Origin of the sequence: Gracilibacillus timonensis (genome assembly GCF_900086715.1) — a bacterium.
GTDB classification, from domain to species: domain Bacteria; phylum Bacillota; class Bacilli; order Bacillales; family Amphibacillaceae; genus Gracilibacillus; species Gracilibacillus timonensis.
This window is the reverse complement of record NZ_FLKH01000012.1, coordinates 365,290-379,111: the sequence shown is the minus strand read 5'-3', so window position 1 is coordinate 379,111 and position 13,822 is coordinate 365,290. Positions and strand designations below refer to the sequence as shown.

Annotated in this window: 14 protein-coding genes; 1 reads left to right on the top strand and 13 read right to left on the bottom strand. The window is 40.6% G+C overall.

Annotation, left to right across the window (positions count from 1 at the left end; genetic code table 11):
• Positions 1–19 precede the first annotated feature (19 nt).
• The 12 genes from BN6556_RS12825 to BN6556_RS12770 all read right to left on the bottom strand — a co-directional run bounded on the left by BN6556_RS12825 (position 20) and on the right by BN6556_RS12770 (position 11,647).
• On the bottom strand, positions 20–898 hold the full coding sequence (locus BN6556_RS12825) for a sugar phosphate isomerase/epimerase family protein (RefSeq protein WP_066192151.1): 879 nt from the start codon (positions 896–898) through the stop codon (positions 20–22).
• An 18-nt stretch (positions 899–916) separates the two neighbouring features.
• Positions 917–1,750: a carbohydrate ABC transporter permease gene (locus BN6556_RS12820; protein ID WP_066192149.1), complete on the bottom strand. Its 834-nt coding sequence runs from the start codon at positions 1,748–1,750 to the stop codon at positions 917–919.
• 18 nt (positions 1,751–1,768) lie between these two features.
• Positions 1,769–2,701 (bottom strand): carbohydrate ABC transporter permease, encoded by a 933-nt coding sequence (locus BN6556_RS12815; RefSeq protein ID WP_078060094.1) that lies wholly within the window; start codon positions 2,699–2,701, stop codon positions 1,769–1,771.
• 59 nt (positions 2,702–2,760) lie between these two features.
• Positions 2,761–4,053 (bottom strand): ABC transporter substrate-binding protein, encoded by a 1,293-nt coding sequence (locus BN6556_RS12810; RefSeq protein WP_066192146.1) that lies wholly within the window; start codon positions 4,051–4,053, stop codon positions 2,761–2,763.
• Between the two features lie 472 nt (positions 4,054–4,525).
• On the bottom strand, positions 4,526–5,011 hold the full coding sequence (locus BN6556_RS12805; RefSeq protein WP_066192144.1) for a hypothetical protein: 486 nt from the start codon (positions 5,009–5,011) through the stop codon (positions 4,526–4,528).
• Between the two features lie 12 nt (positions 5,012–5,023).
• Positions 5,024–6,028, bottom strand: a complete 1,005-nt coding sequence (locus BN6556_RS12800) for a zinc-dependent alcohol dehydrogenase family protein (protein ID WP_066192142.1) — start codon at positions 6,026–6,028, stop codon at positions 5,024–5,026.
• An 81-nt stretch (positions 6,029–6,109) separates the two neighbouring features.
• Entirely contained in the window at positions 6,110–6,601 is a 492-nt protein-coding gene (locus BN6556_RS12795) for a PTS sugar transporter subunit IIA (RefSeq protein WP_066192140.1), read from the bottom strand.
• Positions 6,602–6,955: 354 nt separating this feature from the next.
• A complete protein-coding gene (locus BN6556_RS12790) occupies positions 6,956–7,720 on the bottom strand; it encodes a sugar phosphate isomerase/epimerase family protein (RefSeq protein ID WP_066192138.1) in 765 nt (254 codons plus the stop codon).
• Between the two features lie 119 nt (positions 7,721–7,839).
• Entirely contained in the window at positions 7,840–8,880 is a 1,041-nt protein-coding gene (locus tag BN6556_RS12785) for a Gfo/Idh/MocA family protein (protein ID WP_066192135.1), read from the bottom strand.
• A gap of 19 nt (positions 8,881–8,899) precedes the next feature.
• Positions 8,900–9,868 carry a sugar phosphate isomerase/epimerase family protein gene (locus tag BN6556_RS12780; protein WP_066192043.1) on the bottom strand — a complete coding sequence of 323 codons (969 nt, stop codon included), beginning with the start codon at positions 9,866–9,868 and terminating at the stop codon, positions 8,900–8,902.
• Between the two features lie 15 nt (positions 9,869–9,883).
• A complete protein-coding gene (locus BN6556_RS12775) occupies positions 9,884–10,912 on the bottom strand; it encodes a Gfo/Idh/MocA family protein (protein ID WP_066192041.1) in 1,029 nt (342 codons plus the stop codon).
• A 24-nt stretch (positions 10,913–10,936) separates the two neighbouring features.
• Positions 10,937–11,647 carry a ThuA domain-containing protein gene (locus BN6556_RS12770; RefSeq protein ID WP_066192039.1) on the bottom strand — a complete coding sequence of 237 codons (711 nt, stop codon included), beginning with the start codon at positions 11,645–11,647 and terminating at the stop codon, positions 10,937–10,939.
• Positions 11,648–12,331: 684 nt separating this feature from the next.
• On the opposite strand from BN6556_RS12770, the gene BN6556_RS12765 reads away from it, so the two are divergent.
• Positions 12,332–13,105, top strand: coding sequence for a helix-turn-helix transcriptional regulator (locus BN6556_RS12765; RefSeq protein WP_066192037.1), 774 nt, complete (start codon positions 12,332–12,334; stop codon positions 13,103–13,105).
• Here BN6556_RS12765 and BN6556_RS12760 read toward each other — a convergent pair.
• Positions 13,102–13,767, bottom strand: a complete 666-nt coding sequence (locus BN6556_RS12760; RefSeq protein ID WP_066192035.1) for a response regulator — start codon at positions 13,765–13,767, stop codon at positions 13,102–13,104. The two genes, BN6556_RS12765 and BN6556_RS12760, sit on opposite strands and share 4 nt — an antisense overlap.
• Positions 13,768–13,822: the final 55 nt, after the last annotated feature.

The window sequence follows — 13,822 nt, the reverse complement described above, 5'->3', positions numbered from 1 at the left end:
CATTTTCATATACAAAGGATCATTTAAAATAGTTTACTAAATGTTCCCTTGCTTTTATCATACCTTGTTTTTCTAATTCTAGCGAGCCCCAATACCTATGATCTTCTAATTCAATACTAATCGGTCCTTTATAGCCTATTTTCTCAAGGCCGGAAGCTACTTTACTCCAGTTCACTTCTCCATGACCTGGAATGGTGTAGCGCCATGACCCTTCAGAAAAATCGAATGCGGGCCCAAATACAGCAGGCAATCCACCATATTCATACCATTCCTCTCTCAGTAACTCGGTATCCTTGCCGTGGCAATAGGTAATATGATCTCCGAACTCCGTCAAGACCCGCATATAATCAATTCCTAATCGAACAAGGTGAGAAGGGTCAAAATTTAATCCAAAATGTTTGGAAGGTATTGCTTGAAACATCGCTCTTAGCATTTCAGGCGTGCAACCAATTGTTGGATAGTACGGTGCGGGTCCAGGATACCCTTCTAATGCAATATAGACATCTTCTTTTTCTGCATGATGGATAATATCTGGAAAGGTTTCTTTCCATAAGGCAAAGCTCTGTTTTTTCGGTGTTTGATTATCTTCAGGTATTAAGCACATAAAGAGCACCTTACCACCTAATGCACCCACCTCTGACATCTGTTCCATTATATCGGAAACGGCTTGTTTTCTTTTTTCCGCATCCAGACTTAATAGCTTGGTATTACCAACTGCTCCTCGACCATCAATCGATCCTACCTGGAGTCCATACTTATCAAATATTGTTTTGGTGGTTTGATTCCACTCCGGAACATCGATCACGTCCATACCTTGATTCGCCGCCCAATCAGCGACATATTCCAGTCCTTTTGCTGCAAGCTTCGGCGATAGGCGCATACCAATTGGAAAATCCATTGTCTATCATCTCCTTAATTATTTAATCCCACTAAACGTAATCCCTTGGATAAAGGTACGTTGCATAAAGAAAAATAACACAATAATAGGTAAAGTCATCATCGTCGAGACGGCCATCATTAAGCCCCATTCGGTACCCTTCTGACTTTGGAATTGCTGCAGCCCCAGCGACAGTGTATACTGCGATTCATCGGTCAGGTATAGTAAGGGACCAATAAAATCCGTCCAAACATTCATAAATTGAAATAACCCTACCGCTAATACAGCCGGCTTGGCAAGTGGCAACATAATCTGCCAATAAATTCGAAACTCACTTGCTCCGTCAATCTTCGCCGCATCACGCAAGGTATTCGGTAACCCCATAAAAAATTGCCGCATGAGGAATATCGAGAATGGCACCCCAAAAAATGCTGGCACAATTAGTGGTAATGGTGTGCCTACCCAGCCGATTTTATTAAATAAGAGAAAGAGCGGAATCATCGTCACTTGCATAGGAATCATCATGACGGCAATCGTGATGATAAACATCGTATTGCGTCCTTTCCATTCTAATTTCGCAAAGCTATAAGCGACTAACGGACAAGAAATGATCACCCCAATTGTACTGAACACGGTAATCACCGCAGTATTTGACAAATAACTAAAGAATGGGATATACTCGGTCGCTTCGAGATAATTACTCCATTGAAAAGGATTCGGGATAAACTCCGGTGGATACGTGAATATTTGTGTTACCGGCTTCAAAGAAGTAGATACCATCCACAAAAACGGTACCAAGAAAAATACAGAAGCAACGACTAGACCTACATGAGCAGATGTTCTTAACACGTTTTGCCTGACTTTTGGTTGCATGTTCTACTACCTCCCTTTTTATTTACCTTGGTAATGCACCCATCGCTTGGATGAGATAAATATAGCTGCCGTTAAGAGCATAATGACAATAAACAGAATCCAAGCCATCGCAGACGCATACCCCATCTTAAAATATTTAAAGGCATTGTCGTACAGATACATGACATAGAAGGTCAGGGAGTTATCTGGTGTCCCTTGTCCTTGTGTCATCGTATAAGGTAAAGTGAATTGCTGGAAGGCACCAATCGCTCCCATCACCAAGTTAAAGAAGATAACCGGGGTAAGTAACGGCAAGGTTACCTTGAACGTCTTCTGCAGCCAGCTTGCTCCATCGACATCGGCTGCCTCATATAATTCTTGCGGAATATCGCCAAGACCTGCGAGGTAAATAATCACCGGCTGACCAATTGCCCATAACGACATTAAAATAAGCGATGGTTTGGACCAGGTCACACTGCCTAACCAGTTCGGTCCCGTAATGCCAATCGCGTCCAACACCCCATTCACGAGTCCAAAACCTGGATTTAACAGCCACATCCACAAGACCGCTAACGCTACATGAGGAACCAATGTAGGTAGAAAGAAAATGGTACGATACACTGCCATTCCTTTCACCCGCATGTTTAACAGCATTGCCAGCGCTACCCCGATAATAATACTCAGAGGTACAAATAAAACCGCAAAATAGACGGTATTATAAATCGATCGCCAGAATAATCCGTCACTAAATAATTGTTTGTAATTACCTAAGCCAACGAACTCACCCGGACTCAATATGCTGTATGTAGTGAAGCTAAAATAAATAGAAGAGAATAACGGGAATGCATAAAACAGGATTAAACCAATCACCCAAGGCGAAGCAAATAACCAACCATTTAATGATGAGCCTTGCCATTTTGATTTTTTCTTTATCGATCCAAGCGATGCCTCCATCTGCGCTTTATTCTTCATGGGTATTACCTCCTTCATGTAAAGGGTAAAGGAGAAGGATGAACTTCTCCTTTACGATTTTATTCTCCCAAAGCGTCCGTTACTTGCTGGGTTACTTTTTCTAAATTCTCTTGCGGTGTACCATTGCCTCTAGTTGCTGCTTCAACCGCATCAGCAAGCGAATTCCAATATAGCGAACCTTCCGTCATAACAGGACGAGAATTAGATTCTGGAAGTATATTGATAAATTCAGCAAAAATTGGGTCATCGGTATATTCTAAGGAGTCATTCACGGATTCTATAACAGAAAAATCTCTACTTGTTTCACTAAAAATTCTTTGTCCTTCTTCACTACCAAAAAACTTTAAGAATTCCCAAGCCGCTTCCTGATTTTCCGCTCCCTTTGGCATCACTACAGACCAACCGCCAGACCATGTGGTGAAGTTATCACCTGTAGGTGTCGGAATTGGAGCTACCCCATAATTCAAATCAGGAGCGAATTTTTCCAGTGAAGCTACACCAAAATTCCCATCTATTTTCATGCTAAGCTGACCTGATACAAATGGATCCATCGCTCCGCTCCCCTGAGAATCGGTAAAGCCTGCAATATCTTCCACACCGTACTCTTGACCAAATTCCGTCATCCATTCTAATGCTTCGACGTTCTTCGGATCATCTGCCGTTACCTCACCAGTTTCTGGATCGTAGAAGTCTCCGCCAAATGACCAGCCCCAGCCGTAGAACCAACCTTGACCGTACCAAGGAATAAAACCGATTCTTTCAAAACGATTCCCTTCCTTGATCGTTAATTTTTCAGCCGCCTCTTCTAACTCCTCGATTGTGCTTGGCGGGCTGTCTGGATCTAATCCAACTTCCTCAAAATGATCTTTATTATAGAAAAGCAATCGTGAATCGGTCGTGGTTGGAATCGCATACAAATCGTCCTCATAATTGGCTTCTTCCCATGCAAAATCGTAATAGTTGTCTTGACTTATACCATCTTGTTCGGCTAACTCTGTCAATGGCTCCAAAGAACCCTGCGCCGCCCATGCCGCTACTTCAAATCGATCAAAATAGGCTACGTCAGGAGGGTTACCGCCCGCAATAGCTGTGAGCAGCTTTTCATTCTGCCCCTCTCCCTGGTTCGCTACATAGGTTGCGTCGATTTTAATATCAGAATTTTGCTTTTCAAACTCTTCAATAACCTTCTCTACCGCCTCTCCAGACGTATCAGTCATCGGGTGCCAGAACTCTACGGTATTAGCGTCTCCCCCACTTCCACCACTTTCCTCATCTGAAGAACAAGCAACTAAGATAATGACAATGAAACAGCTTAAAACAACCAACATTTTTCCATGTATAGAGTGTCGCAATGTTATACCCCCTTGGTTTCATCAAATTCCTGGACCTACCAAACGATAACCTGCCTCCCCCCTTCTTTAAGTGCCAAATAAACAGCCACTTAAATGATATAACTATATACTATATATCATATGTAACCGTTGTCATCAATTATACATATTTTAATTTCTATGTCAATAACTTATTTATATGTTATTATATCAAATAGACATACCTTCATTACACCTTTATATCAATGTTTTATTCTATTTTACTTTCATTTCCCGATTTTTGAACATAAAAATATATCAAATATATCTTTATTGAATAAAAGTAAACATACCCATTGTTTGATCTTGTAAGAACAACCAGGAAAACCCCGCTCGTTCCTTTATTACGATATAAGTTGAACTTATAAATGTAACAAAATCGTGAATGTTATATTGTCTGATCTTACAAAAAAAAGCAAGGATGAGATATGATACTCTCTTCCTTGCTTTTCATCTATTCTTTCTCTTTATTTTTTTCTTGTATTTCATATAGGCGTTCAAACAATAGTACAATCACCGAAACACCCACCGCCAAAATAAGTGACATGTGATCTGGCAAACCAACCATCCCGCTAACTATGTAGAATAATCCAATCCGTATCACACCCATCATCAAATGAACCAACAATGGCTTCCGAAAGATATACTTAATAAATATTTCTATAATACTATCCAACGTAAATAAATAGACCAATATACCGATCGCTAACATAATCAATTGACTAGTCGGAATCTCTAAAGAAAACAACTGGTTGATCAAACTAGTAGACCCAAAGATCACAAAACCTATCAAGGCAATAACAGCCGTTGGTATCAGGGCAAGTAATGTCGTGGCAACGATAACAACTGACATTCCTTCTTCCTTGTCTTGCTTTGTTATTTGGTATATCAATACAAATGACAGAGCGTAAATCAATAACAGTACAATCGTCACTAACATAAAATAGCCTCGTTACTGTTCCAAGTTTATAACTGCTTTGCTAACATGGAAACTTGCATAATCATGCAACAACTCTGGCACTTCGTCTAATTTCAATCGATGACTAATAAGCCCCTCTACCTGTACCTGCTTATTTGCGATCAATTGAATGGCGTCTTCATGTGTATAAGGATTTACAAAAGAACCAAATATCCTTAATTCCTTAGAAAAAATCTCAAATGGTGCAATTTCTGCCTTTAGTTCGGGAGAAGCGACACCGAACAACAAAACCTGTCCACCTTTTTTTGCTTGTTGAATCGCTGTTTCTACACTATCCTTTCTCCCAACACACTCGATAACAATATCCGCTGGCGCAGCATCAGATACGGCATCTGGACTAATGGTGTCGGTTGCTCCCAATTGCTTTAACTTATCATGCTTATCCGTCATTGGTTCGCTGACGGTAATTTTAGCTGTTCCCTGTTGTTTTACTAGTTGAAGAAATAGTTGACCAATAAAACCTCCACCAATAATCAAGATATGGTCAGTTGGACGGATGGTTAATTTTTTGTAACCATGAAGTACACAGCCAAGTGGTTCCACTAATGCTGCTTCTTCAAATGTCATCTGATCAGGAATAGGATAGCAGTTCGCAGCTGGTACGGCACAATATTCCGCCATACCACCATCTCTGGTCACCCCGATTGCTTGCAGATTTTCACAAAGATTTGGTAAACCTTTTCTACAGAACTCACACGTATGACAATAGATATTAGGATCAACGGAAATGCGGTCACCTACCTGTAAGTCTTTTACCGCTTCTCCAACCTCAACAATCTCACCTGCCAACTCGTGCCCTAAAACCCTTGGCGGAACTACTTCTGCACTTCCAGGATAACCATGATATATATGTAAATCGGTTCCACAAACACCACAGTTTTTCACTCGAATGATCACCTCATCAAGTGCCACCTCAGGCGTTGTCTGAGACGATACCTCAAGCTGTTTTAAGCCCGTCAACACGGCCGAATTACTCATTTGTCTCATCCCCTTTGTTATTTTTACACTTTTGACATGAGATCAGTGCAAACGTCCATCTACGGACGTCTGCACTTCTATTTATTGTTTATCTAATTGAAAGAGTGGGGTTTGACCTGCTTGAACTTGTTGTTCAGACACATAATCGGTGAGTTCAAATTCTTTACTGTTCAAGACAATCAGCGGTGTAATGGTTTTATAACCATCTGTCGTCACACTTTCCAAATCAAAGCTGGCCAAATCGTCACCTTTTTTTACCTTTTGTCCATTCGTTACATGGATTTCAAAACCCTTGCCATCCAATTCAACCGTTTCTAAACCCATGTGAATTAATATTTCTGCCCCATTATTAGCATGCAAACTAATGGCATGTTTCGTTCTGAAAACATCGACAACTTCTCCATCAATAGGGGCTACAACCTCTCCATTAACTGGGGCAATAGCGATTCCTTCTCCCATCATTTTCTGTGAAAAAACTTGATCAGGAACGTCTTCTAGAGTAACGACGTCCCCTGTCATTGGTGATACGACTTCCATATTTGTTTCTTTCTTTTTGAATAAATTCCCTAACATACAAATCCCTCCAATTCCTCACCTCTTATTTGTTTTCATACCCTATTTTTTGTGGATAAAACCATAAGAAGCCTTCTCTCTTAGCATAACAGAAAGGGATGGGATTATACCATTAACGAGCCCTGTGAACGGATTTTACCAGCTTTTCTATCCTATCTAGTTTAATAAGCTGACAAATAGTTTCAGGAAACGCAATGGGATAATGTGACTCGATGTTACCCATATAATCAATCTAACGGGAAATGTTTATCTATGCTTTGTACATTAGAAGTTCTTTTATTGAAAAGAGAAGGTCGGGATATTCATTCCATAAGATATCCCCCTTTTACTACCTAAAAGGGGGGACCAAAAACATCAATTACTTCCGATTAATTCCTTTAGTTTCACAACATTTTCTTGCGCACTATCTAATGGGTCTCCATCAAATTTCTCCTGTTCAATAACATACCATTCAACACCAACAGCTTCTCCGGTCTCCCAAAGCGTTTTAATATCTAAAGAGCCTCTGCCAATCTCGATACTGCGCTTTTCGCCATTTTCGACAGTCATATCCTTAATATGTAGGGAAACCGCGATATCGTCATATGCCTTAATCGTTTGTAATGGATCTACCCCTGCATGCGTTGCCCAGTAGCAATCCAGCTCCATTTTGACATATTCATGATCGGTTTCTTCAAAAATAATGTCGAAGCCGCGTTTGCCATTCCCTAAATCAAAGAATTCCATATCATGATTATGATAGGCAAATGTAAAACCAGCTTCCTTACACTTGCGACCGATTTCATTTAATTCTTCCGCAGCACGATAATAAGCGCCCTCATCTTTTCTGTATTCTTCAGGTAACATCGGACAAATAATTAAATCATTGCCAATTGTGCGATTGTATGCTAAAGAATCTTCTAATTGATCACCAGTCAAACTATCAAATGGCATATGACTTCCCGCTGCCACCAATTCAGCTTCATCCATTACTTGCTTTAGTTTTTCTGCTGGGGTATCAAAAAAGCCAGCAAATTGGACGGCTTCATAGCCCATTTTTCCTAGTTTGGATAAGGTGCCTAAAAAATCATTTGCCGTGTGTTCACGTACCGAATATAATTGAATCGCAATTTTACCCATTCATTTCGTCTCCTTTTTGTTACCTGTTGACAGCAACAAGCATGCTTATTCTTCTTGAATAAGCCCCTGCTGCCTGTCAATCAGATCATTTTGTTTACATCTTATCCTCAAAGCTGTACTTATAAATATACAGCCTTTCCAGTTTCAGCGGATTGGTATAATCCGTCGATTATCTTTTGGATATTGGTACCTTGTTTGGCGTAATGGTCGGTCACATTTCCGCTAAGACATTGTGCCACAAAGGAATGTATCTCCACTTGATGCGCATGAACCTCTGGTAAATAAGCAGGCGTAACATCTACTAATGTATCATGTTTCTCCTGATACATTTTTAACGGGAAGATGTCCGCTCCACCTTTATTCCCCATTAAGGAAACTTGCATAGTATCCTGCTTCTCAACATTCGCCGCAAAAGCAGATTCCAGCACCAAGGAAGCTCCATTGTTAAAGGTGATCATTCCAATTGCCATATCTTCTACTGAATAGTTTTGGTAGTCCCAGTCACCCATTAGTCCTACACCTTTTTTGGTACCTATTTGCTGGTGTGTCTTTCCTAAGACAACAGCCGGCTCAGGGTATCCCATTAAGTATAGGGCTGTATCAAGCATGTGAACACCGATGTCAATAAGTGGTCCGCCACCTTGAAGTTCTTTATTGGTAAAGACTCCCCAGCCTGGAATGCCTCGACGTCTGATCGCTTGCACACGTCCAGAGTAAATGTCACCTAACTCCCCTGCATCAATAAAACGTTTGGCCGCTTGCGTTTCCGATTGAAAGCGGTAATGAAAACCATACATCAATAGTTTGCCCGCACGTCTTGCGGTATCTTCCATTTCTTTAGCTTCCTCTTGGTTCATGGCTGGCGGCTTTTCGCATAATACATGACAACCAGCTGTTAAGGCATTAATCACGGCTGCCTTATGAAATTTATTTGGAACACAGACACTCACAGCGTCTATCTCTGTTTCTGTTAACATGGTTTCATAATTATCGAATACTGCAGGAATTTGATGTCGCTCTGCGATCAGTTTTGCTCGATCATAGGCAACATCCGCGATGGCGACTATCTCCACCTTATCTGCAATAGCTTCGTAGGCAGGGATGTGAACTGATGTTGCAATCCCCCCTGCGCCAATTAAACCAATTCTTAATTTGGACATCAATAAACGCTTCCTTTCCTTACGCCCACCACATCTCTGTTGGCGACTCCGAGATTATAACAGATTTTAAATTCGTTACGGCTCTTGCAAATCCTTCATTAATTGACATGATTGGGTCTTCATGCTCAATACTGACCACATAATCATAACCAGCAATTCGTAGCGCACTCATCATATCTGACCATTCTTCTAAACTGTGCCCACAACCTACCGATCGAAAATTCCATGCCCTTGTTTGAATATTACTATATGGCTGCATGTCGGTAAGGCCATACATATTCACATTATCTTGATCTATATAAGTATCTTTTGCATGGAAATGGTGAATTGCGTCTTCTGCACCTAAAATTTTGATCGCCGCTACCGGATCAATCCCCTGGAACCAGAGATGACTTGGATCCAAATTAGCACCAATTGCCGGACTCGTTTTCTCACGCAGTTTTAACATGGTATAAGGAGTGTGTACTAAGAAACCTGCATGCAGTTCAATCCCAATCTTCACATTATTCTTTTCTGCTAATTCAGCAATTTCTTTCCAATACGGCACTAGTTTTTCTTCCCATTGCCATTCCAAGACATCCGCATAATCTGTTGGCCACGGGGCAGTCGGCCAATTTGGAGCCTTGGCGTTTTCCTGATCACCTGGCGTACCAGAGAAACAATTGACAACAGGTACACCGGTTAAACCAGCTAGTTCGATGGTTTTGCGTAATCCTTCGTCTGATTCTTTGGCAAAGGATTTCTCTGGTGTTAAAGGGTTCCCGTGACAGCTAAAGGCGCTAACGGTCAAACCACGATCCGATACAGCCTTCATATAAGCATGTCGTTTAGCTTCATCGTTTAATAATGCATCAAGATCACAATGAGCGCCCCCAGGGTACCCGCTGGTTCCAATTTCAACAGCTTCTAAGCCGCTTTCTTTTACATGGTCTAACATATCTTCAAAATTCTTATCTGCAAATAATACAGTAAATACACCTAATTTCATAAATAACGGCCTCCTTTAGGAAATGGTCACATTTTGTTTTGTTTCATTTGCTTCCAGTGCTGCTAAGATAATTTTCAATGACTTGTATCCTTCTTCTCCATCGATTAATGGCTTGGTATCATTTAAGACGCTATCGACAAAATGATCGATGACACCTGTGGACGTTTGACCCCCACCGTCATTGGTTTGAATCTGACCCAGTTCATAGTTCACACGCGTACCGTCTGTATAGGTCGCAATTAAACTGTAAGTGGGATCATCTTCTAAACGTAAATTGCCTTTTTCGCCATAAATTACAGTAGCGTTATTTTCTCCCCCTTTATAAGCCCAGCTTGCTGTAAGGGTGCCAATAATACCATTCTCACTGCGTAGTACACTCACAGCTTGATCATCTACATCGCTATTCTCTTTTGCAGATGATTCCACCATAGCTGCTACTTCCTTCATCTCTTCTCCTAAGATATAGCGAATCACATCTGCTTTGTGTACACCTAAATCTCCCAGCGCACCAATAAATGCCTCTTTTTTACGGAAGAACCAACTTTCTGCACCATCTACACTCCAGCCTTCTGGGCCGCCATGACCAAATGTGGTACGGAAACTGTAAATCTTGCCAAGATCTCCATTCGCAATCAATTCACGAGCCTTCTCATGACTTGCTACGAATCGCTGATTATGACCAATCATCAATTTTTTACCAGACTTATTACTTGCTTCAATCATCTGTTGGGCTTCTTCATCGGATGTAGCCATTGGTTTTTCACAAAGTACGTGTTTCCCTTGCTCCAAGGCAAAAATGGAAACCGGTGCGTGTAAATAGTTTGGCAGACAAACACTTACTAGATCAGCACCAGAGTCTGTAATTGCTTCTTTATAATCTGTATAGGCCTTTGCGCCATACTCTGCCGCCACTTCTTGTGCTCGCTTTTCTAAAATATCACAGACTGCTACAATATCTACCCCCTGACGTGACTGATATTCTGGTAAATGCCGGTGTACTGCAATACTCCCTGCGCCAATTACGGCTACTTTTAAGTTACTCATGCTTGTTCCTCTCCTCTTCATCTATTAAAGTTTTTCTATTGGTTGTGCATTTCCATAGCTAGAGAATGTTCTAGTTGTTGGTTTCGCCCAACGAACAGCATTTTGAATCACACGCTGAACATCTTCATGATAATAGGTTGGATAAGATTCATGTCCTGGACGGAAATAGAAGATCTTCCCATGTCCTCTGCGATATGTACACCCTGAACGGAATACTTCTCCACCAGTAAACCAGCTGAGAAATACAAGCTCATCTGGCGCTGGGATATCGAAATGTTCACCATACATTTCCTCATTTTCGATTTCGATATATTCACCAATTCCCTCAGCAATCGGATGAGAGGGGTTGATAACCCACAAACGCTCTGTATCATTCGCTTCACGCCATTTCAAGTCACAGCCAGTTCCCATCAATTTTTTGAATATTTTTGAAAAGTGCCCAGAGTGAAGAACAATTAAACCCATTCCCTCTAATACACGCTGATGTACTTTTTCTACAATTTCATCTGCTACCTCGTGATGTGCCATATGGCCCCACCAAACTAAGACATCTGTCTCTGCCAATCGCTCTTCGGTTATTCCATGATTAGGCTCATCTAAGGTAGCCGTTTCAACTTCGATATCATCCGTTTCCAAGAAAGCTTTAATAGCACCATGAATTCCTTCTGGATAAATGTTGGCTACTTCTTCGTTGTTCTGTTCATGTCGATATTCATTCCATACTAATACTTTCATTGTTTTTCCTCCTTAGTTATCTTATTTGCGTAACGTCTTGAATAAGCATTTTAACAGAATTAAACCCATTTTAAAAATGTTATCCCTTTCATTAGCAAAATAATCTATTTTTTATCATATAGGATATTCGCATATTTGAACATAAGTGATATAATCAAAACATGAACAATTTTGCTATAAAATAAGATTAACGGTAGACACATTTTCTTATTGAGAGATTTTGAACATCCTCTGCAAGTTAGCTATAAATTGCTTATTTGATAGGAAGCTTTTATTAAGAGAATATCAGAAGGTCTGCCTGTGGTTGCTTACGGACAGAATTTTGTGATTCAGCGGTTTTTTGTCCGTGAGATCCATTCTTACGGACAGTATTTCACGATTCGGCGATTTTTTGTCCGTGAGATTCATTCTTACGGACAGTATTTCACGATTCTCCGGTTTTTTGTCCGTTAGATTCGTTCTTACGGACAGTATTTTGCGATTCTCCGGTTTTTTGTCCGTGAGATTCATTCTTACGGACAGTATTTCACGATTCTCCGTTTTTTTGTCCGTTAGATTCTTATCGATTCAAGAACAAGGGGATTTTTAATATCATCAATGATAGGTTTTTGCTAGTGAACGTTGTATGCCAGGCGATAAGTTTATGGCGAACCTAATCACGGCTATAGGAAAGGAATGTTTATCATGCGCATTGACTTTTGTGGTTATTCCTACCACGATCAATTATTTCATACTAATCACCAATCACGCTATGCCTCTTATCTTTTTCGTTTACAAATAGAAGGACAGGCACAGATCACCGTGGATAAGGAAGAGCAGATGATTGAAAAAGGGGACTTATTAATAATCAAGCCGGGTGAAGCTTACGAATTACACGTTTTAGCTGGACAGCAAAGCGGCGACTTTCATTTATATTGTGAAGGGGACGAAGTGGCTGAGCGATTTCGAAATAGTCCAACTATCAGCAAAATCGCTACAGATGATTCAAGTCTGGACCTGTGGCAGCATCTTATCATTGAAGAAAGAAGACCCGAAAAAGAGAGAAATAGTGAGCTTACTTACCATTTACTCAATGCATTGCTTGTCTCGTTAGAAAGATCACTGGATAAGAAGACAGACGATATCTCTCGACCCTATATTGTGACGAAGATGATGCGTTATATCGAAGAAAATGCAACCAAACAGGGATTCAAGATTGCACAAATTGCTGACTATTGTAACTTGAGCAGTTCTAGGTGTGTGCATCTTTTTAAAGAATATGTCAATCAAACGATCATTGAATATGCCCAATCCATTCGTATCGCAACCGCCATCAATCAAATGAAGTACACCACAATGACCTTAGAAAATATTGCACAAAATTGTGGCTTTGGCTCCTATTCTTATTTCCATCGTGTCTTTAAACAGGCTTACCATGTCTCACCAAAGACATATCGCCAGCGGATATTTGAGCTTTAATCCGTGAGAAGCTCAATTAATTCTACCCTGCTTTTTATGCCGAGCTTCTGATAAATCTGGGATAGACTCTTTTTCACTGTTCCCTCACTTACCTTGAGTTTTTCGGCAATTTTTTTATTGATCCAGCCCTTTTGTATCAGCTGGATGATGTTTTTCTCGCGTTGTGTCATATCTGACTGTATAGGAAGCCTATCCTCGATATAGGCAAAGGATTGTTCCCGTTCCATTTGCCGAAGTACACTTAACCGGCTGGAGAAATAACGAATGAAGGTTTGTGGTGCAATAAAATCTCCGGCAATTACAAAGCGAAGGGCTTCCTTAAATCGATCTAAGCTTGTATCTTTTAAAATATACCCATCTGCTCCTACCATCAATGCCGCTTCAAAAGTTGAGTCATCATCATGTGTAGACAATATAACTGCCTTTGCGTCAGGATACACCTGCTTGATCCTTTTGACACATTCCCACCCTTGCAAATTCGGTAATTGTGAGCTCAATAATACCAAAGATGGTTCGGATTGTTCCTGTTCGATAAAATCTAATACCTGCTGCCCATCCCCGAATTTAGCAATCACTTCAAATTCTTCCATCTCTTCGACAAAGCTTGTGATCATTTCCCTGAATAACGTTTGCGCTTCTCCAACAATAACTGTATATGCCATTTTATACACTTCCTTTATCAAAAGGTATAAGTAAATTATATATCTTTTGAACTAC